Consider the following 18,427-nt stretch of genomic DNA (forward strand, 5'->3'; position numbering starts at 1 on the left):
CGATGACTACAATCCTAGTCACTTGAAGGTGTCCGACCAAACGACCAATTTTCACGTCGATGTGAGGAAAATTAGCAAATGGACCTCCGCCAGCTGCCGGCGCTGAACGCGATTCGCGCGTTCGAAGCCGCCGCCCGCCACGAGAACTTCTCGCGCGCCGCCGACGAGCTGTTCGTCACGCACGGCGCGGTCAGCCACCAGGTGCGCGCGCTCGAGGAAGAGCTCGGCGTGCAGCTGTTCACGCGCAACGGCAAGCGGCTGTGCCTGACCGACGCCGGCATGCGCTACGCGCAGCAGATCCGTACCGCGCTGATGGTGATCGCCGACGCGACGCGCGACGTGCGCGCGAGCGACCGCGACCGGCGGCTGGTGGTGTCGATGCTGTCGTCGTTCGCCGCGCGCTTCATCACGCCGCGCATCGGCACGTTCATCGAGCGGCATCCGGAAATCGACGTCGAGCTGCAGTCGACCAACTCGCTCACCGATTTCGCGCGCGACGACGTCGATCTGGCGATCCGCTTCGGCTTCGGCAGCTATCCGGGGCTGCACGTGGAGCCGCTGTTCGAGGAGGTGTTCTTTCCGGCGTGCGCGCCGACGCTGAACGGCGGCAAGCTGCCGCAGACGCCCGCCGATCTCGTGCACTACCCGCTGCTGCGCTCGGACGACGAGCTGTGGCGGCCGTGGTTCGACGCGGCCGGGCTCGATACGCTGACCGAGCCCAAGCGGGGGATCCTGTACCAGGATTCGTCGAACCTGCTGCTGGCCGCGATCGAAGGCCAGGGCATCGCGCTGGTGCGCCGCTCGCTCGCGGTGCACGACCTGCTCGACGGGCGCATCGTGCGTCTGTTCGACATCGACGGGCCGAGCCCGTGGCACTATTTTTTCGTGTGTCCGCCGCCGCTCTTGAACACGCCGCGCGTGCAGGCGTTCAGGACCTGGCTGTTCGAGGAAGTGGCCGAATACAAGCGGCTGTGCGACGAGCTGGACGCGCGGCGCGCGGCGGGAAAATGCCCCGCCGAGTGCGCGCTGGAGGGAGGATGGAAAGGGATCAGCGGCCGTTTGCGCTGACCCCGGACGCCGGAACGGGCGCTTAAAGCACGACCTTGACCATCGGATGGCCGGTCAGCGCACGGTAGATGTTGTCGAGCTGTTCCTGGCTCGTCGCGCGCACGGTGATCGTGAGGCCCGTGTAATTGCCGCCGCTCGACGCGCGCTCCTCGATCTTCTCGACGTCGATCTCGTTGTCGTGAACGGCCACGACCTTGAAGATCGTGTCCTTGAATTCGGGGTGCGCCTTGCCCATGATCTTGATCGGGAAATCGCACGGAAACTCCAGCAGCGACTCCTTCCGGGTCTCGATCGCGCCGGTGACCTCGACGGTTTTGGTCGGTTCGCTCATCATTTTCTCCGGGTTAGGTCAAACTGTTCAAACTCGCGTGCCTTCGCACGCTGGTACGCGTCATACAGCGCCGCGAACACGGGGCCCGGCTTGCCGCCCTGCACGGGCAGATCGTCGAGCGACGTCACAGGCAGGATTTCCTTGGTGGCCGACGTCAGCATGATCTCGTCGGCCGAGCGCAGCTCGACCTCGCTGATCTCGCGCGCGACGAACCGGATCCCGCATTCTTCGACCAGCTGCTCGACCAGCGCGTAGCGGATCCCTTCGAGGATCTTGTTGCTGCGCGGCGGCGCGAACAGCTCGCCGTTCTTCACGATCCACACATTCGACGACGAGCCTTCGGTCACGTTGTCGTCGCGCAGCTGAATCGTCTCGAACGCGTCGCGTTCGGCCGCATGCTGCGCCATCAACACGTTGCCGAGCAGCGAAATCGACTTGATGTCGCAATGCAGCCAGCGGCGATCCTCGGCCGTCACGCAGCGCACGCCCTTCGCGCGCTCCGCTTCGGACGGCAGCCGCAGCGGGCTCGTCATCGCGAACACCGTCGGCACCGCGTTCGCCGGGAACGCGTGGCCGCGCTTCGCGACGCCGCGCGTCACCTGCAGGTAGACGAGCGCGTTGCCGTCGCCGAGGCCTTCCGCGTTCGCCGCGACCACCCGCTCGATCAGCGCGCGCCAGCCCGCCGCATCGTGCGGGTTGTCGATGCCGATCTTCTTCAGGCTGCGCGCGAGCCGGTCCAGATGCTGTTCGATCCGGAACGGCACGTGCGCGCCGTCGTGCGCATAGACGGGGACGACTTCATACACGCCGTCGCCGAAGATGAACCCGCGGTCGAGCACCGGCACACGGGCTTCGGACAGCGGCACCAGTTCCTCCTGCGCCGAGACGCTGAGGTAGACGATCGGTTCGAATTCGGCTTGGCTCATAGCTTTGACAGATGGGGATGAAGTCGTGAAAACAAAGGCCCGTCGTGCTTACTTCTTCTTGCTGAACATCAGCAGGATCGAGTCCCAGATACGTCCGAAGATACCCGCTTCCGGCACCGCCTGCAGCGCGACGACCGGGAATTCGGACAGCGTCTTGCCGTCGGCGACGATCTTCACGGTGCCGACCTGCTGGCCTGCCGCGAGCGGCGCGATCAGCGGCGCGTTGACGTCGACCTCGGTCTTGACCTTGTCGCCGAGGCCGCGCGGCACGGTCGCCCACTGGTCGCTCTTCACGCCGACCTGCACGGTGTTGTCCTTGCCCTTGTAGACGCGCGGCGTCGAGATCGCCTGGCCGCCCTTGAACAGGCGCACCGAATCGAACGCGCTGTAGCCGTAGTTCAGCATCTTCATGCTGTCCTGCGTACGGTCGCTTTCCTTCTGCTCGCCCATCATCACCGACACGAGGCGGCGCTGGCCGTCGACGCCCGGGATCGCGCGCTTCGCCGATGCGATCAGGCAGTAACCGGCCGCCTGCGTGTGGCCCGTCTTCAGGCCGTCGACCGTCGGGTCGAGCCACAACAGACGGTTGCGGTTGCCCTGGCGGATGTTGTTGTACTTGAATTCCTTCTCCGAGAAGATGCCGTAGTACTGCGGAAAATCGCGGATCAGGTGAGCCGACAGCTTCGCGAGATCGCCGGCCGTCGTGTAGTGGTTCGGGTCGGGCATGCCGTTCACGTCGGCGAAATGCGTGCCCTTCATGCCGAGGCGCGCGGCCTCGTCGTTCATCAGCGTGACGAACTGCCCTTCGCTGCCGCCGACGAGTTCGGCCAGCGCGATCGCAGCGTCATTGCCCGACTGGATGATCATCCCGTACACGAGGTCGTGCACGGACACCGGCTTGTTCGCCTCGATGAACATGCGCGACTCGTCGCGGCCGACGCGGCGCACGGCTTCGCTCGGCGTGACGATCTGCTCCATCGAGATCTTCTTCTTGTCGAGCGCCTCGAACACGAGGTAGGCCGTCATCAGCTTCGTCAGCGACGCCGGCTCGACGCGTTCGTCCGCATTGCCCGATGCGAGCACCGTGTTGCTCGTCGCGTCGACGAGCACCCACGAGCGCGCGTTCACGCCCGGCGGCGGCACCGCGCCCGGCATGTAGGTCGCGGGCGCGCCGGTGAACTGCTCGGCGGCCGGCGCCGCATGCGCGGCCTTGGCCTTGGCGGCCGGCTTCGCCTCGGCGACGACGATCGTCGATGCGAGCGCGACGGGCAGCATCACGCCGAGCGCGACGTTGCGCGCGGCGGTGCTGAAGGCGATGGAGGAAGCGAGGGACTTGAGGCCTTGGGAAGACAGACGCATGATCGATTCAGGCTGATGGCAGAAAGTGCGGTGCGAAACGCGCAGGGTTGAACGGCAAGGCGGCGGGCGTGTCGGGCGCTCGCCCGACACCGTCGGACGACGCGAAACGCGCCGGTTGGACTCGTGCGGGCGCGTTCGGTTCGCGGCCGTCGCGAGCGGGCGGACAGGCGGCGAAACGAGCGCCGCATGGGCCCAGCCGGGCCGCGGGCAACGCGAAAGCGGCCATTATACGTGGCCGCGAACGGCGTTTTCGCGAACCGGGCAGCGGACGTCCGCAACCCCGTTGCGCGAGCATCGCACGGGAATGCGGCGGGCACGCGTGCTCGAAGCCGCGCGAAAGGCGTGCGCAGGCGGCGTGCAAGCCGGGTTGCGGCGCCATGCAGCAGGCGGGGCGCGGCGCGATGTCGCGTGAAGTTTCGGGAAGGGTCGCGCATCGTCCGGACGGGCGCCGGTGCGCGGTACGGACGCTGGCGCTTGCGCCGACGCCCGCATGCAGGCTAGCGCCACGCGTCGACGACGATGCGCTTCAGCACGTGCAGCTTGCGATGGAGGAAATGCTCGGCGCCGGGGATCACGACGACCGGCAGCTCCTGCGGCCGCGCCCAGTCGTACACCGACGCGATCGGCACCGTGTCGTCGGTTTCGCCGTGGATCACGAGCGTGTTCTCGGGCACGTCGGCCACCTGCCAGCGGCTCGCGGCCGTGCCGACGAACACCATCCGCTCGATCGTCTCGCCCGCGTCGCGCAGGCGCTTCGCGACGTGCGACAGCACGAAGGTGCCGAACGAGAAGCCCGCGAGCACGAGCGGCAGGTCCGCATACGCGGGCTGCGCGCGCATGTGCGCGAGCACCGCGAGAAGATCGTCGGCCTCGCCCGCGCCGTTGTCGTGCACGCCTTCGGTCGCGCCGACGCCACGGAAGTTCGACCGGTAGACGACATAGTTCAGTTGCACGAGCGTGCGCGCGAGCGTCTGCGCGACCTTGTTGTCCATCGTGCCGCCGAACAGCGGATGCGGGTGCGCGACGAGCGCGATGCCGCGCGGCGCGGCGCCGCTTTCGCGCACGGCGTCGGGCAGGTCGACCGCGATTTCGATCTGGCCGATCGGGCCCGCGATCAGCGATTTCTGCGTATGAACGTTCATTCGGCCGGCCCGCTCAGATCTTCAGGCGGTCGACGACGTTGCCGTCGCGCAGGTGCGACTCGACGATCTCGTCGATGTCGGCCTGGTCGACGTACGTGTACCACGTGCCTTCCGGATACACGACCATCACCGGCCCTTCCTCGCAGCGGTCGAGGCAGCCGGCCTTGTTGATGCGCACCTTGCCGGGCCCCGCGAGACCGAGTTCCTTCACGCGCTTTTTCGCGTATTCCTGCATGGTCTGCGCATTGCATTGCGCGCAGCTCGGGCGCTCGGCGCCCGGATCGCGCTGGTTCAGGCAGAAGAAGACGTGGTGCTGGTAGTAGGAATCCATGATGGTGACGAGCGGCCCGGCACGAGGCCGTGCGCAAAGAAGGGCGATGAATTGCCGTTGCGCAAGGCGGCAACGGAGGATGCCGACGATTATAGCGAGCGGCGCACGCGGCTGCCCGCGGCACGGCCGCCGCCGCGCGGCCCGGGCTGCCGCGTCAGCGGCGCAGCGCGGCCGGCAGCCACGCGTGCTCGACGCGCTGGCCGAGCCAGATCAGCGCCGCGTAGGGCCAGATCCACGCGAGCCAGCGCGCGAGGCTGTTGAAGTGCACGTAGCGGCCCTGCCGCCACCCCGATAGCGTGAAGTCGAAGAACGGGTTGACCGGCAGCAGGTTCACGAGCGCGACGCCGGCCAGCAGCGCGAGCGCCGCGAGCATCGCGCGCCACGTCGCCGGCACGCGCAACGCGACGAGCGCCGCCGCGAAGCCGAGCTCGATGCCGAGCCGCGCGCCGGGCGTCGCCCACACGACGACGAGGCCGGTAGCCGACTGCATGAACGTTGCGGCCGCCTTCAGCACCAGCGTGGCGACCACCAGCGCGATCAGCAGCCGGATGCGCGGCGCGCGCGGGCGCATCGCGAGCGACGCGATCGCCAGCGCGGCGAACAGCATCAGCCCGCCGAGCACGGCTTCCCACGCGGAATCGGACAGCCAGCCGTCGACCCGCTCGGGCCATTCGCTGACGCGCCACGCGGCCGGCAGCCACGCGAGCAGCGCGTCCTGCATCGACGCGTCGGCGCGCTCCCACAGCGCGGCCGGCCAGTCGCCGATGCCGAACAGGAACGGCGACGGAAACACGATCGCGAACGGCCACAGCGCGGCGAGCAGCAGCGGCGTCGAACCGTCGGCCTCCAGCCACGCGAAGCGCAGCCGGCGCAGCGCGCCGCGGTCGAGCAGCGCGCCGGTGGCCGGCGCGGCGAGCGCCGCGCCCAGCAGCGCGCCGAGCGCGTTGGCGCCAAGGTCGAGATTCGACGCGACGCGCGTCGGCAGGTAGGTCTGCAGCGCCTCCATCGCGCCCGACAGCAGCACGCCGAGCCCGCCCGCGATCAGCGTCGCGGCCACGCCGCGCCAGCGCGGGTGCAGCGCGAGCACGCCGAGCGCGCCGAACGGCAGATAGCCGAGCACGTTCGTGGCCACGTCGAACGCGGTCACGTAGCGCTGCATCGGCGCGAACAGGTAATCGAACGGGCCGATGCCGAGCGACAGCCAGCCTTCGAACGGATACAGCGACGCATAGACGATCAGCGCCGCGTAAGCGGCAAACGCCTGCCGCGCGAGCGGTGACGCGCGATGCGTGCCCGGCACGTTCATCGCGGATGCAATCGCGGATGCACGTCGGCCGTCACGGCGTGCCCGCGTACGCCTGCACGCCGACCCACGCGGCGATCTGCGACACGAGTTCGTCGCTGGCCGCCGCGAGCGCACGCGCGCCGCCGGCCGCGTCGGGCGTGCTCGACGGCGCGCGCGCGACGAACGTGCGCTGGCCGAGCACCTTGCCGTCCTGCATCAGCGTCGCGCGCGCGGTCACCGCGCCGTGGCTTTGCGACTGCCCATCGAAAACCTGTTCGAATTCGCTCAGGTCGACCTTGAGCGTCGGCGCGCGCACGCCGTCGGCGCCTTCGAGCACCGTCCCGCGCGACGACAGCGCGCCGCGCAGCCGCTGCGTGAGCAGTTGCGCGGGCGGCGCGGTCCAGCGGCTGTCGCGATAGACGGCCACGTGCTGCGCATCGGCATACGCGAGGCGGTACGCGAACTTGTCGGAATCGAGCGCGTCCGGCGCGGCGACGTCGAGCACCTTCAGCGCGGGGCCCGAACCGGTGGTCGTCACCGACGACGCGGGCCCGAGGTCGTAGCGGATGTTCGACAGCACCGCGTCGTTGCCGGCGCAGCCGGCCGCCAGCGCGAGCGTCAGCACGGCCAGCGCGGCCGCGGCCGGGCGCAGCGCGCGGTCAAGGATTCGTGGCATGGCGTATTCCTGCATGAAGTTTCCGGTTTCGATGGGCGTCATGACCCGGCCGTTTCCGGCTGGACCCTCGATGGGTTTGCGCTTCACTTCCCGGCCGTCGCACCCGGCCAGACGAAGCCCGCCTCGCCGGGCCCCGGGGCCGCGCCGGGCGAGCCGAACAACAGACTGCGCGGGTTGCGGCCAAGTTCACCGGCGACGTCCTTCAATTGCCGCGACGCGTCGCCGACGCTGTCGGCCAGCGCATTGAAGCGCGGCAGCGTGTCGTACTGCACGCGCGCGTTGAGGCCGTTCAGCGCGACGCCGACCTGCTCGGCGGCCGTGCCGGCCTTGTTCAGGTTCGACACGAGCGGCCCGTTCGGCTGCAGCAGCGTGTTCGCCGACGCCATCGCGCGGTTCACCTCGTGCATCGTCTCCGGCAGCGCGGTGACTGCCGGGCCGAGCTGCCTGGTCAGCGTCGCGGCGCCGTCGGCCGCGTGCTGCAGGCTTTCGGCGGTCGCGCGCAACTGCTCGCGCATCTCGGGCGACATCAGCGCGTTCGCGCTCTTCGCGGCCAGTTCGAGCTGCCGCAGCAGCACGTCGCCGCGCTCCTGGATCTGGTCGAACAGGCTCGGCCGCATCGGGATCTGCGCGATCGCCTTCGGCGACGACGGCAGCGGCGACAGATCGCGCCCCGTATCCTCGAGCTGCACGAACGCGATGCCGGTCACGCCCTGGAAGCCGAGGCTGCCGTAGGTCGACTGCGTGATCGGCGCGTCGTGATCGACGAGAATGCGGATCCGGATCTGGCCCGGATGCGTGCGATCGAAGCCGATCGACTGCACCTTGCCGACGTCGAGGCCGCGAAAGCGCACGGCCGCGTCCGGGAACAGCCCGGTCACGTTGGTGCGCGCGAGCAGGTCGTACGGCACGCGCACGGTGCGGTCGACGTTGAACCAGAACACGGTGCCCGCGATCGCGAGCGTCAGCGCGATCGTGAACAGGCCGGCCCAGAACGCATGTGATTTGTTTTCCATTCGCGGGTTCCTTGCTTCTACAGCTCGACGCTCGACAGCGCCGGTTCGAGGGCCGCCTTCGGCAGCTTCGCGCGCCGCTCGGGCGGCAGCGCCTGCAATGCGCGGCGCCCGCGCAGCCCCAGGAAATATTCGTGGATGAACGGATGGTCGACGTTCGCGGCCTCCTCGACGGGCGCGGCGACCAGCACCTTGCGATCGGCCAGCACCGCGACGCGCGTCGACAGCGCGACCATCGTGTCGAGGTCGTGCGTCACCATCACGACGGTCAGCCCGAGCGTGCGGTGCAGCGTCGCGATCAGCTCGACGAATTCGTCGGACGCCTGCGGATCGAGGCCGGCCGTCGGCTCGTCGAGGAACAGCAGCTCGGGCTCCAGCGCGATCGCGCGCGCGATGCCGACCCGCTTCACCATCCCGCCCGACAGCGCGGCCGGCATCTTCGACGCGTGCTTGCACGGCAGCCCGACCATCTCGAGCTTCAGCATCACGATGTCGTGCAGCAGGTCCGGCGGCACGCGGCCGAGCTCGCGCAGCGGCTGCGCGACGTTGTCGAACACCGTCATCGACGAGAACAGCGCGCCCTGCTGGAACAGCATCCCCGAACGCGTGCGCATCATCCGCGCGGTCGCGTCGTCGATCGTCGCCGTATCCTCGCCGAACACCTTGATCGTGCCCGACGTCGGCCGCTCGAGGCCGAGGATCTGGCGCACGAGCGTCGTCTTGCCGGAGCCCGACCCGCCGACGATCGACACGATCTCGCCGCGCCGCACGTCGAAATCGAGCTTCTGGTGAACGACGTTGCGCCCGTAGCGCTTGGTCAGGTTGCGTACCTCGATCACGAGGTCGCCGGCGTCGGCGGCCGCGTCCGGCCCGGCGCCGATCGCCGCGGCATGCGCGGTCGTGTCGTTCGATGCGTTCATCCGAGCCCCACGTTCTGGAACAGGATCGCGAACACCGCGTCGGCGAGAATCACGACCGTGATCGACGACACGACCGACGTGGTCGTGCCTTCGCCGAGGCTCTGCGAGTTCGCCTTGATCCGGAAGCCGAAATGGCACGCGACCAGTGCGATCAGCATGCCGAACACGACGCCCTTGCCGACGCCGATGTACAGGTTCGCGATCGGCACGACGCCCGGCAGCGAGCGCACGAAATAGTTGATGTCGATGCCGAGCACCAGCTTCGCGGCGAGCGCGCCGCCCGTCAGCGCGATGATGTTGGTCCACATCACGAGCAGCGGCATCGCGACGCCGAGCGCGAGCACGCGCGGCAGGATCAGCCGCAGCCCGTGCGGGATGCCCATCACGCGCATCGCGTCGAGCTCCTCGGTCACGCGCATCACGCCGATCTGCGCGGTGATCGCCGAGCCCGAGCGGCCCGCGACGAGGATCGCCGACAGCACGGGACCGAGCTCGCGGATCACCGACAGCCCGAGAATGTTCACGATATAGCGGTTCGCGCCGAACATCTGCAACTGCTGCGCGGACAGGTAGCTGAGCACGATGCCGATCAGGAACGCGACGAGCGCGGTGATCGGCAGCGCCTGCGCGCCGGCGCTGTAGATGTTCGCCGAGGTCTCCTTCCACGGCATCGTCCGCGGGCGGCGCAGCACCGACAGCGCGTCGAGGATCACGCGGCCGAACATCGCGATGCCGCCCTGCAGGTGTTCGCCGAACGCGAAGATCGCCAGGCCGAGCCGCGTGACGGGATCGAACCGCACGATGCGCTCGGGCGCCTCGCGCTGGCTGTCGAGCCGTTCGATGCGCTCGAAGATCGTGCGCTGCGTGGCGCTCAGCGCGACGCCGGCCGGCAGCTTGCGGCCCCACACGCGCCACAGCGCCTGGCCGCCGACGTGGTCGAGCCGCTCGATGCCGGACAGATCCCATTCGCTCACGCGCCCGCTGGCGAGGGTCGCGATGCGGCGCGCCACGGCGCCGCGGTTGCGCGCGAGCGACAGCGCGGTCCACTGGCCGGTCAGGCGCACCGTCTGGCCCTGGCCGCCGGCGTCGACCGACAGGCCGGGAGGAGTCTCGAAGTCCAAGGGCGGGTTGTTTGCAAAAGGATGACAGCGGCCATTGTAGCGAACCGCCCGGCGCCGCGACGTGAGGATTACGGCCGGCATGCCCGGCCGCGGCGCCGGGCCGGGCATGCCGGCCGGGACCGGCCCGAAGCCGCCGTGGGCCTCGGCCAGCGGCCGGCGTCGCGACCTTTCATTGTTCCGTCACGTTTCCTTTCGATACTCTCACGCGCCGCACCTCAGGCCGTCGGCGCGCCGCGCCGCCATTCGTGCGTACCTCGCGTTTCATAAAACAGAACACCGAACAGGACAACCGATGCGTCTCCCCCCGCTTTCCCGCCGCCACGTGCCGGCCGCCGCCGCGCTCGCCAGCCTCGCCTTCGTCCTCGCCGGCTGCGGCGGCGACGACGTCACCGCCACGCCGCCGTCGCAGCCCGAGGCCCAGGCGCCCGTCGGCACGACGGCCACGCTCGCGCTGCTCGAGACGACCGACCTGCACACCAACGTGCTGTCGTACGACTATTTCAAGCTCGCCGCCGACAATTCGCTCGGCTTCGAGCGCGTGTCGACGCTGATCGCGCAGGCGCGCAAGCAGTACCCGAACACGCTGCTGCTCGACAACGGCGACACGATCCAGGGCACCGCGCTGTCGGACTACCAGGCGCTGGTTAAGCCGGTCGGCTGCGACCAGACGCTCGCGATCTACAAGGTGATGAACGCCGCGAAATTCGACGGCGGCGGGATCGGCAACCACGAGTTCAACTACGGGCTGCCGTACCTGTCGCAGGTGACCGGCAACACGTTCGAGGTCGACGGCCTGCCCGCGCCCGCCCAGCAGAAGAAGTGCGCGGGCCCGAACTTCCCGCAGGTGCTCGCGAACGTGATCAGCGCGAAGACCAATGCGCCGCTGTTCACGCCGTACACGATCCTGACGCGCACGGTGACGGCCACGGCGCCGGACGGCAAGACGGTCAGCGCGCCCGTGAAGATCGGCATCATCGGCTTCACGCCGCCCGCGATCATGAACTGGGACAAGCGCTGGCTCGACGGCAAGGTCTATACGACCGGGCTGAAGGAAGCGGCCGAGAAGTACATTCCGGAGATGCGCGCGAAGGGCGCCGATCTCGTCGTCGCGATCTCGCACGGCGGCCTCGACAATTCCGCGTACTCGCCGACGATGGAAAACGGCAGCTGGTGGCTGTCGAAGGTGTCCGGCATCGACGCGATGCTGATCGGCCACTCGCACCAGGTGTTTCCGGACGCGAACAGCACCGTCGCGCAGTTCAACCTGCCGGGCGTCGACAAGGTCAAGGGCACCGTCAACGGCGTGCCGACCGTGATGGCCAACTACTGGGGCAAGCACCTCGGCGTGATCAAGCTTGGCCTTAAGTTCGACGGCAAGACGTGGATCGTCGACAAGTCGCTAACGACCGTCGAGGCGCGACCGATCCAGAACGCCGACAAGAGCTACGTCGCGGCCGACCCGTCGGTCTCCACCGCGATCGCGGCCGAGCACCAGGCGACGATCGACTACGTGAAGACGCCGATCGGCTCGACCGACTACCGGATGAACTCGTACTTCGCGGACGTCGGCGATCCGGGCGCGATCCAGATCGTCAACGAGGCGCAGGCCGACTACGTGAAGACCTACGTGCAGGCGAACCTGCCGCAGTACGCGTCGCTGCCGGTGCTGTCGGTCAGCGCGCCGTTCAAGAGCGGCTTCGGCGGCGGCACCGACTACACCGACGTCGCGCCGGGCGCGCTCGCGATCAACAACGCGGCCGACCTGTACCTGTATCCGAACACCGTGTACGCGGTGAAGGTGAGCGGCGCCGACGTGAAGAACTGGCTCGAGACGGCCGCGAAGCGCTTCAACACGATCGACCCGACCAAGGCCACCGTGCAGCCGCTCGTCAGCACCTTCCCCGGCTACAACTTCGACATGTTCACGTCGGCCGATCTCGCGTATGAAATCGACGTCACGCAGCCGGTCGGCAGCCGGATCCGGAACCTGACGTACAAGGGCGTGCCGATCGACCCGAACGCGCAGTTCATCGTCGCGACCAACAACTACCGCGCGAGCGGCGGCGGCAATTTCCCGGGCCTCGACGGCAGCAAGACGATCTTCGCGTCGCCCGACGCGAACCGCGACGTGCTGATCGCGTTCATCAAGAAGCGCGGCGCGATCACGCGCGCGGCCGACGGCGCGCAGCGCAGCTGGCGCTTCACGAAGCTCGCGAGCTCGGTCGCGCACGTGCGGTTCGCGTCCGCGCCGAACCGCCTCGGCGACGCGGCGGCGGCCGGCCTGACCGGCATCACGCAGGTCGCGGCCGACGACGGCTCGGGCAAGAACCTCGCGACCTACGAGATCGACCTCACGCAATGAGACACACGATGCAACCGATCCGGACGATGCGGCCCGCCGAAACCGGCTTCGCCGCCGCCGCGCGGCGCGTGCTGCGCGCGAAACTCCCGCCCGCCGCGCTGCTCGCGACGGCGGCCGTGACCGTCGCGGCCGTCGTCGCGGCGACCGGCCTGCGCGGCGCCGGCCCCGCGCCGAGCGCCGCGCAGCTCGACGAATGGCAGGCGATGGTCACGCAGGCGACCGAGCCGCATGCGCTGGCGCAGTTGCGCACGCTCGCGCGCCGCGGCTCGGGCGCCGCGCAGGCGGCGCTCGGCATCGCGCTCGTCGATGCGCATGAACCGGGGCTGCGCGACGAGGGGCGCGGCTGGCTGGAAACGGCCGCGGCGGCGGACAAGGCCGACACGGCCGACGCGCCGGCTGCGCGGCGCGCGCAGCTCGCGCTCGGCAAGGCGTTGCTGCTCGGCAGCGGCGATCTCCCGAAAGACTATGCGCGCGCCCGGACGCTGCTCGGTGCAGCGGCCTCGGACGGCGACCCGGCCGCCGCGTATTACCTCGGGCTGATCTACCGCAGCGGCTACGGCATCGCGGCCGACCCGGTGCAAGCCGCGCACTGGTTCGACATCGCGTCGCGCGCGGACATCCCGGCCGCCGACTTCATGCTCGCGAACGCGTACCGCGACGGCAGCGGCGTGCCGCGCGACGACGCGCGCGCGCTCGCGCTGTATCGCCGCGCCGCCGAGCACGAGCTGCCGGAAGCCGTGCAGACGCTCGCGATGGCCTATCGCAACGGCGAACTCGGGCTTCGGCCCGATGCGGACGAATTCCACGCGCAGTGGATCGAGACCGCGCACGCGCTGAAGCACCCGGTGGTTGCGCCGTGACGGCCGTTCGGCCGGGGGGCGCGTGGGCGTGACCCGGCCGAACGGTGATTGCTTCGCATGCGTCATCCTCGCACCGCGCATTGGTATCGATCCCCGCAACCGGAATCGGCCTGCGCGACGGCAGTGGCGCACCAACCGTTCGACCGGTGAAGGATCGTCTGTTCATCCGGTACGCCACTTAAGCAGCCGGGAAACATAGGGCTCAAGGTAGAACAGGCCCGCGAGTATGGTTCCAATGCTGAGCGTGGTGCTCCATCTCTTGCACGACCAGCGTCTATACGCCAATACATTGACGACGCAGAAAAACAAGGCGGGCCCCAGCAAGTACGCCAGAAACAATACTCCCTGCCACCATGAGGTCGGGCACTTGTCGATCTCGTAACAACCGCGAGCCGGTGTGCCTGCAAGTTTCGGCCAATTGATATGGCTGTAAACGTAGAGGTAAAACCAAGTTAACAGCAAACCACCAAGCCCCCCCAAAAGCGCAATCGCAAACCGCTTCACTTGATCTCCCAAAACAAGACTGAGTTCGATTTCCCGAGATCGGAATAGCTGAGACTTGGGAAGACATTCGCTCCTTGCCGAAACGACACCATCCCGATATATCGCCCTATCGTCGACGCCGCACCCCAGAAACCATTCATCGTCATTCGAGAGCCATTCCAAAGATCAATGTGACCGCCGCTCGCATTCAATTCCGACTCGCCTGCACGCGCCCAGTAACCATCGAACATCACAATACCAGTACGCCCTTTTATTTTCGCCTCCCAGTCCGCTCCGGTAATCACCTCCGCCCTTCCGAGACCGGCAAATGGCTGCAGGTTGAGCCACGAGCCGAGTTCATTGGCGCGCGTGGCCGTTGCCTTTCCATTCAACAGAATTCGCCCAATACTACGTTGACCGCCGAGAGGCCTGACGAGCCTCGATGAAAATGACTTCATGTCGACACCAACACGGTGCAAGGCGACACTTATACGAATAGCGCACTGATTCGTATAGGCCGGATCGTTGTATGGATTCCCTGATGGATAGGCATCCCACAACGATTTGAATGTCACCGCGTGAAGCTGTACTACCTTGGTGGATCGAGGGATCGTATTCGCTCTCACCGTTATCGGTCTGTTGGGCATGGCGTCCAGTCTGGGTGGGCGAGCGCATCTTCGCCCCAATAGATCGTATAACTGCCAGCGGGCTCGGTACCGATGCGTGGCAGTTGGCCATTCGTACCGACACGCCCCGCATACGTGCGTCCGTCGGTCATTTCGATCAAATAGGGATAGCTTTGCGGCAACGTCGTGCCGATGCCGACACGTACCTGTTCGTCGTAATCGAGCGTGATATCCGCTCTCGCCGTCGCAACCGGCGCTTCGTCCTCGGGCGTTGGAGTGTGTCTATTCTCCAGAAGCTCAGTCGCCTCATGCGAAGTCAGGATCATCCTCATGCCCCGCTCGGCATAGAACACCGGCGGCGGATTGCACCCGCATGCATTGATATCCCCACTCAACGCCCATCCCTGACCATTCGGTGCCCTGCCAGGCAAGCGCGGACCTTTCGGCGCGACAAACCCAACCTGCTCGCAAGCCGTGCAGTAGGTTTTCATGTAGAGCGTGGCGATCTGCACACGCGGCGGCGGATTGGAACACGTGACGTATTCCAGTCCCTCGGTGATCGTCGCGCTGCCGCCCCGATCACCCTTGGCGAGGAAATAGCGAATCATGCGGCGCCACCTCGGCTCATCGCGCCCGAGCAACGCTCATCTGCGAAAGTACCGGGCGCCGCACATTCGACGACGGTCGGCCTGCCAGCCGCATACCGGCCGCCACTAGCCATCAACCGGCCGACAACAGCCAACGAAGACTCGAGTAACCATTGCTGGCCATCATTCATCCGGATTCCCTCTCGTCGCTATCAGCGCAAATCTCATCGCACCAAAATGCACGACCGGCACAAGGAAATCCATCATACGAATTCGAAATCCCGATCAATCGATATCGGTCGACGACGTTTCGTCAATCGATCAACCGGAATGTCGGCGCTACATTGATTCCAGCTCATATGCACGCGACTACCTGCGTGCCACTTCTCCCGATTCGGTACGAGCACATTCGCGCGAAGCGTCGCACATCAATCGGCCCCTGCCGCCCGAGGAAATGACCGTCGCCCCACTTGCCGACGCGCCCACGCCCCCTGTCGCTACAATAGGCGCCATGAACGCCCCCACCTCCTCCGACACGCCCGATTCCGGCGACGCGCACATCGCGCGCAACCGGCTCGAGGCGCACCTGGACGCCGCGCCGCGTGCGTGGCCGCTCGACATCGTCGCCGCCACCGGCTCGACCAACGCCGACGTCGCGACGCGGCTCAAGGCGCTGCCGCGCAAGGCGAACGCGCTGCCCGCGCCGCTCGTACGCGTCGCGTTCGAACAGACGGCCGGCCGCGGCCGGCAGGGCCGCCCGTGGTTCGCGCAGCCCGGCAATGCGCTGCTGTGCTCGGTCGGCTGCATCGTGCCGCGCGCCGTCGATGCGCTCGGCGGCCTCAGCATCGCGATCGGCGTCGCGCTCGCCGAAGGGCTGGCCACGCTGCCGCTCGACGCCCGCATGCGCGTCGCGCTCAAATGGCCGAACGACCTGCTGCTGACGGCCGACGACGACGGCGCGCCGCGCATCGTCGGCAAGCTCGCCGGGATCCTGATCGAAACCGTCTGGACCACCGCCGACGCCACCGCCGTCGTGATCGGCTTCGGCATCAACGTGCGCGGCGCAGAAGCCGTCGCCGCGCAGGTCGACGCGCTGCGCGCGCGCGAAGCCACGCTCGCGAGCGGGCTACCGCCCGCCGCGCTGTCGATCGCGTGCGCGTCGGCGAACCTCACCGATACGCTCGCCGCGTCGCTGAACGCGCTCACGCCCGCGCTCGCGCAGTTCGGCACCGACGGCCTCGCACCGTTCCTGCCACGCTGGCACGCACTGCACGCGTACGCGGGCCGCGAAGTCGTGCTGCTCGAACAGGGCGTCGAACGCGCGCGCGGCATCGCGACGGGCATCGACACGACCGGGCAGCTGCTGCTCGACACGCCGAGCGGCGTACAAACGATCGCAGCCGGCGACGTATCGCTGCGCGAAGCGCAATGAGCGAACCGCACCTGCTGATCGACGCCGGCAACAGCCGGATCAAGTGGGCGCTCACCGACGCGCGGCGCACGCTCGTCGACACGGGTGCGTTCGGCCACACGCGCGACGGCGGCGCCGATCCCGACTGGTCGATGCTGCCGCGACCGCGCGGCGCGTGGATCTCGAACGTCGCGGGCGCCGACGTGGCCGCACGGCTCGACGCGCTGCTCGACGCGCGCTGGCCGGGCGTGCCGCGCACGACGATCCGCTCGCGCCCCGCGCAATGCGGCGTGACGAACGGCTATACGACGCCCGACCAACTCGGCAGCGACCGGTGGGCCGGCCTAATCGGCGCGCATGCGGCGTTTCCGGGCGAGCATCTGCTGATCGCGACGTTCGGCACCGCGACGACGCTCGAGGCACTGCGCGCGGACGGCCGCTTCACCGGCGGCCTGATCGCGCCGGGCTGGGCGCTGATGATGCGCGCGCTCGGCACGCACACCGCGCAGTTGCCGACGCTGACCACCGATATCGCCAGCGGCCTGCTTGCGGGCGCGCAGGCCGAACCGTTCCAGGTCGATACGCCGCGCTCGTTGTCGGCCGGCTGCCTGTACGCACAGGCCGGGCTGATCGAACGCGCGTGGCGCGATCTCGTCGCCGCGTGGCAGGCGCCGGTGCGGCTCGTGCTGGCCGGCGGTGCGGCGGACGACGTCGCGCGTGCGCTGACGGTCCCGCATACGCGGCATGACACGCTGATCCTGTCCGGGCTCGCGCTGATCGCAACGGACGCGGCCGGCCCGGCGACGGCGCAGGATTGATGTAAAGGCGCCGGCATCCCGGCGGCGCGTGGCGACGCAGACCGAAGCGGGCCCACGTCACGCCGACGATGCAATACGCGCGGTGCCGCACCAGCGGCCCGCACGCATGGTCGACAGAAGCCATGAAAGAAGCCGGCCATGCGGCCGGCTCGACTGAACGACGTCAACCACGTCGATGACGACAAGGAGTTTCGACGATGCTGCGCTGGCTGATCGCTGTTCTCTTTCTCGCCAACATGCTCGCGTTCGTGGTGGCGCGCGGCGTGTTCGGGCCGCTGCCGGCGGCCGGCCCGCGCGAGCCCGGCGTGCTGTCGCGGCAGGTGCAGCCCGACGCATTGCGCGTGACCCCGCTCGCGCGGGCAACCGACCAGCCCGTCGTCGGCGGCCCGATCGCCGCGCCGGCCGTCACGACCGCACCGCTCGCGGCATCGACCCCGTGACGGCGCCGGGCCGCGCTCAGGACTGTTGCGCGCGCACCTTCTTCAGCAACGCAGTGGTCGAGCGGTCGTGCTCGAACGGAATCGCGAGCGCCCGGCCGCCCCAGCCGCGCACGAGCGCGGATTCCGGCAGCGCGTCCATGTCGTAATCGCCGCCCTTCACGAGGATGTCCGGACGGACGGCCTCGATCAGCGACACGGGCGTCTTTTCCCCGAACGTCACGACCCAGTCGACGCTTTCCAGCGCCGCCAGCAATGCCGCACGATCCTCTTCGCGGTTGATCGGCCGGTCGTCGCCCTTGCCGAGCATGCGCACCGACGCATCGCTGTTCACGCCGACGATCAGGCACGCGCCGAGCGCTTTCGCATCGGCGAGATACGTGACGTGACCGCGATGCAGGATGTCGAACACGCCGTTGGTGAACACGACGGGCGACGGCAGCGACGCGCGCAGTGCAACGAGGGCATCACGGGTGATCAGCTTGCGTTCGAAGGTGGCGGACATGATGGAGATCGGACGGAATGAACGACGGCGCGCGCGACGGCGGCGCCCGATAAAAAGCCCGCCGGACCGGCCGGGCGGGCTTCATGCAACGAACGCGACACGGTGTGCCGTGAGCCGCGCGCGAATCGGGTGCGAATCGGACCCGACTTGCGCCGGCGGCGCCGGCCAG

Annotated in this window: 19 protein-coding genes; 6 read left to right on the forward strand and 13 right to left on the reverse strand. The window is 68.4% G+C overall.

Features of this window, described 5'->3' with window-relative positions; genetic code table 11:
* Positions 1 to 78: 78 nt before the first annotated feature.
* Positions 79 to 1,068, forward strand: a complete 990-nt coding sequence (locus tag HWX76_RS26775) for a transcriptional regulator GcvA (RefSeq protein WP_006485238.1) — start codon at positions 79 to 81, stop codon at positions 1,066 to 1,068.
* Positions 1,069 to 1,090: 22 nt separating this feature from the next.
* Here the strand turns inward: HWX76_RS26775 and HWX76_RS26780 are convergent, their stop codons facing one another.
* The 10 genes from HWX76_RS26780 to HWX76_RS26825 all read right to left on the reverse strand — a co-directional run bounded on the left by HWX76_RS26780 (position 1,091) and on the right by HWX76_RS26825 (position 10,277).
* Positions 1,091 to 1,399: a YbeD family protein gene (locus tag HWX76_RS26780; protein WP_011546305.1), complete on the reverse strand. Its 309-nt coding sequence runs from the start codon at positions 1,397 to 1,399 to the stop codon at positions 1,091 to 1,093.
* The gene (locus HWX76_RS26785; protein ID WP_176016574.1) at positions 1,399 to 2,325 is read right to left on the reverse strand and encodes a D-amino acid aminotransferase; all 927 of its coding nucleotides are present in this window, start codon (positions 2,323 to 2,325) and stop codon (positions 1,399 to 1,401) included. The genes HWX76_RS26780 and HWX76_RS26785 overlap by 1 nt, the downstream gene beginning before the upstream one ends.
* A gap of 48 nt (positions 2,326 to 2,373) precedes the next feature.
* Positions 2,374 to 3,684: a D-alanyl-D-alanine carboxypeptidase family protein gene (locus tag HWX76_RS26790; protein WP_050018155.1), complete on the reverse strand. Its 1,311-nt coding sequence runs from the start codon at positions 3,682 to 3,684 to the stop codon at positions 2,374 to 2,376.
* Positions 3,685 to 4,181: 497 nt separating this feature from the next.
* Positions 4,182 to 4,826, reverse strand: a complete 645-nt coding sequence (locus tag HWX76_RS26795; protein WP_050018156.1) for an alpha/beta hydrolase — start codon at positions 4,824 to 4,826, stop codon at positions 4,182 to 4,184.
* 13 nt (positions 4,827 to 4,839) lie between these two features.
* Positions 4,840 to 5,157, reverse strand: coding sequence for a ferredoxin (locus HWX76_RS26800; RefSeq protein ID WP_050018157.1), 318 nt, complete (start codon positions 5,155 to 5,157; stop codon positions 4,840 to 4,842).
* 154 nt (positions 5,158 to 5,311) lie between these two features.
* Positions 5,312 to 6,463, reverse strand: coding sequence for a VanZ family protein (locus HWX76_RS26805; RefSeq protein ID WP_089488852.1), 1,152 nt, complete (start codon positions 6,461 to 6,463; stop codon positions 5,312 to 5,314).
* Positions 6,464 to 6,494: 31 nt separating this feature from the next.
* Positions 6,495 to 7,118, reverse strand: a complete 624-nt coding sequence (locus HWX76_RS26810; protein ID WP_023478104.1) for an ABC-type transport auxiliary lipoprotein family protein — start codon at positions 7,116 to 7,118, stop codon at positions 6,495 to 6,497.
* 83 nt (positions 7,119 to 7,201) lie between these two features.
* On the reverse strand, positions 7,202 to 8,131 hold the full coding sequence (locus tag HWX76_RS26815; protein ID WP_050018159.1) for an MlaD family protein: 930 nt from the start codon (positions 8,129 to 8,131) through the stop codon (positions 7,202 to 7,204).
* Positions 8,132 to 8,148: 17 nt separating this feature from the next.
* Complete coding sequence (locus HWX76_RS26820) at positions 8,149 to 9,048, reverse strand: ABC transporter ATP-binding protein (RefSeq protein ID WP_050018160.1); 900 nt, start codon at positions 9,046 to 9,048, stop codon at positions 8,149 to 8,151.
* Positions 9,045 to 10,277 (reverse strand): ABC transporter permease, encoded by a 1,233-nt coding sequence (locus HWX76_RS26825; RefSeq protein WP_235356330.1) that lies wholly within the window; start codon positions 10,275 to 10,277, stop codon positions 9,045 to 9,047. Before HWX76_RS26825 ends, HWX76_RS26820 begins: the two co-directional genes overlap by 4 nt.
* 184 nt (positions 10,278 to 10,461) lie before the next feature.
* Here HWX76_RS26825 and HWX76_RS26830 point away from each other — a divergent pair, with 184 nt between their 5' ends.
* Together HWX76_RS26830 and HWX76_RS26835 are read left to right on the forward strand one after the other, a co-directional pair.
* On the forward strand, positions 10,462 to 12,531 hold the full coding sequence (locus tag HWX76_RS26830; RefSeq protein ID WP_176016575.1) for a bifunctional 2',3'-cyclic-nucleotide 2'-phosphodiesterase/3'-nucleotidase: 2,070 nt from the start codon (positions 10,462 to 10,464) through the stop codon (positions 12,529 to 12,531).
* A gap of 8 nt (positions 12,532 to 12,539) precedes the next feature.
* Positions 12,540 to 13,391 carry a tetratricopeptide repeat protein gene (locus HWX76_RS26835; RefSeq protein WP_050018163.1) on the forward strand — a complete coding sequence of 284 codons (852 nt, stop codon included), beginning with the start codon at positions 12,540 to 12,542 and terminating at the stop codon, positions 13,389 to 13,391.
* A gap of 500 nt (positions 13,392 to 13,891) precedes the next feature.
* Here the strand turns inward: HWX76_RS26835 and HWX76_RS26840 are convergent, their stop codons facing one another.
* Both HWX76_RS26840 and HWX76_RS26845 read right to left on the reverse strand, forming a co-directional pair.
* On the reverse strand, positions 13,892 to 14,521 hold the full coding sequence (locus HWX76_RS26840) for a type VI secretion system amidase effector protein Tae4 (RefSeq protein WP_080334426.1): 630 nt from the start codon (positions 14,519 to 14,521) through the stop codon (positions 13,892 to 13,894).
* Positions 14,503 to 15,108 carry a hypothetical protein gene (locus HWX76_RS26845; RefSeq protein ID WP_235356331.1) on the reverse strand — a complete coding sequence of 202 codons (606 nt, stop codon included), beginning with the start codon at positions 15,106 to 15,108 and terminating at the stop codon, positions 14,503 to 14,505. Before HWX76_RS26845 ends, HWX76_RS26840 begins: the two co-directional genes overlap by 19 nt.
* Before the next feature lie 490 nt (positions 15,109 to 15,598).
* Here HWX76_RS26845 and HWX76_RS26850 point away from each other — a divergent pair, with 490 nt between their 5' ends.
* From HWX76_RS26850 to HWX76_RS26860, 3 genes are all read left to right on the forward strand, one after another.
* The gene (locus HWX76_RS26850; protein WP_050018164.1) at positions 15,599 to 16,519 is read left to right on the forward strand and encodes a biotin--[acetyl-CoA-carboxylase] ligase; all 921 of its coding nucleotides are present in this window, start codon (positions 15,599 to 15,601) and stop codon (positions 16,517 to 16,519) included.
* Positions 16,516 to 17,316: a type III pantothenate kinase gene (locus HWX76_RS26855; protein WP_050018165.1), complete on the forward strand. Its 801-nt coding sequence runs from the start codon at positions 16,516 to 16,518 to the stop codon at positions 17,314 to 17,316. The genes HWX76_RS26850 and HWX76_RS26855 overlap by 4 nt, the downstream gene beginning before the upstream one ends.
* Positions 17,317 to 17,513: 197 nt before the next feature.
* Positions 17,514 to 17,756, forward strand: a complete 243-nt coding sequence (locus HWX76_RS26860; protein ID WP_050018166.1) for a hypothetical protein — start codon at positions 17,514 to 17,516, stop codon at positions 17,754 to 17,756.
* Positions 17,757 to 17,772: 16 nt separating this feature from the next.
* Here the strand turns inward: HWX76_RS26860 and rfaE2 are convergent, their stop codons facing one another.
* On the reverse strand, positions 17,773 to 18,258 hold the full coding sequence (gene rfaE2, locus HWX76_RS26865) for a D-glycero-beta-D-manno-heptose 1-phosphate adenylyltransferase (RefSeq protein WP_012329309.1): 486 nt from the start codon (positions 18,256 to 18,258) through the stop codon (positions 17,773 to 17,775).
* Positions 18,259 to 18,427: the final 169 nt, after the last annotated feature.

Origin of the sequence: Burkholderia sp. BCC0398 (assembly GCF_902833245.1) — a bacterium.
Lineage (GTDB): Bacteria > Pseudomonadota > Gammaproteobacteria > Burkholderiales > Burkholderiaceae > Burkholderia > Burkholderia sola.

Coding starts and splice junctions, on each gene's coding strand:
- HWX76_RS26850 (WP_050018164.1), top strand. CDS start 15,599: ATGAACGCCCCCACCTCCTCCGACACGCCCGATTCCGGCGACGCGCAC.
- HWX76_RS26795 (WP_050018156.1), bottom strand. CDS start 4,826: ATGAACGTTCATACGCAGAAATCGCTGATCGCGGGCCCGATCGGCCAG.
- HWX76_RS26840 (WP_080334426.1), bottom strand. CDS start 14,521: ATGCCCAACAGACCGATAACGGTGAGAGCGAATACGATCCCTCGATCC.
- HWX76_RS26835 (WP_050018163.1), top strand. CDS start 12,540: ATGCAACCGATCCGGACGATGCGGCCCGCCGAAACCGGCTTCGCCGCC.
- HWX76_RS26785 (WP_176016574.1), bottom strand. CDS start 2,325: ATGAGCCAAGCCGAATTCGAACCGATCGTCTACCTCAGCGTCTCGGCG.
- HWX76_RS26825 (WP_235356330.1), bottom strand. CDS start 10,277: ATGCCCGGCCCGGCGCCGCGGCCGGGCATGCCGGCCGTAATCCTCACG.
- HWX76_RS26830 (WP_176016575.1), top strand. CDS start 10,462: ATGCGTCTCCCCCCGCTTTCCCGCCGCCACGTGCCGGCCGCCGCCGCG.
- rfaE2 (WP_012329309.1), bottom strand. CDS start 18,258: ATGTCCGCCACCTTCGAACGCAAGCTGATCACCCGTGATGCCCTCGTT.
- HWX76_RS26800 (WP_050018157.1), bottom strand. CDS start 5,157: ATGGATTCCTACTACCAGCACCACGTCTTCTTCTGCCTGAACCAGCGC.
- HWX76_RS26780 (WP_011546305.1), bottom strand. CDS start 1,399: ATGAGCGAACCGACCAAAACCGTCGAGGTCACCGGCGCGATCGAGACC.
- HWX76_RS26820 (WP_050018160.1), bottom strand. CDS start 9,048: ATGAACGCATCGAACGACACGACCGCGCATGCCGCGGCGATCGGCGCC.
- HWX76_RS26805 (WP_089488852.1), bottom strand. CDS start 6,463: ATGAACGTGCCGGGCACGCATCGCGCGTCACCGCTCGCGCGGCAGGCG.
- HWX76_RS26810 (WP_023478104.1), bottom strand. CDS start 7,118: ATGCCACGAATCCTTGACCGCGCGCTGCGCCCGGCCGCGGCCGCGCTG.
- HWX76_RS26855 (WP_050018165.1), top strand. CDS start 16,516: ATGAGCGAACCGCACCTGCTGATCGACGCCGGCAACAGCCGGATCAAG.
- HWX76_RS26860 (WP_050018166.1), top strand. CDS start 17,514: ATGCTGCGCTGGCTGATCGCTGTTCTCTTTCTCGCCAACATGCTCGCG.
- HWX76_RS26815 (WP_050018159.1), bottom strand. CDS start 8,131: ATGGAAAACAAATCACATGCGTTCTGGGCCGGCCTGTTCACGATCGCG.
- HWX76_RS26845 (WP_235356331.1), bottom strand. CDS start 15,108: ATGATTCGCTATTTCCTCGCCAAGGGTGATCGGGGCGGCAGCGCGACG.
- HWX76_RS26775 (WP_006485238.1), top strand. CDS start 79: ATGGACCTCCGCCAGCTGCCGGCGCTGAACGCGATTCGCGCGTTCGAA.
- HWX76_RS26790 (WP_050018155.1), bottom strand. CDS start 3,684: ATGCGTCTGTCTTCCCAAGGCCTCAAGTCCCTCGCTTCCTCCATCGCC.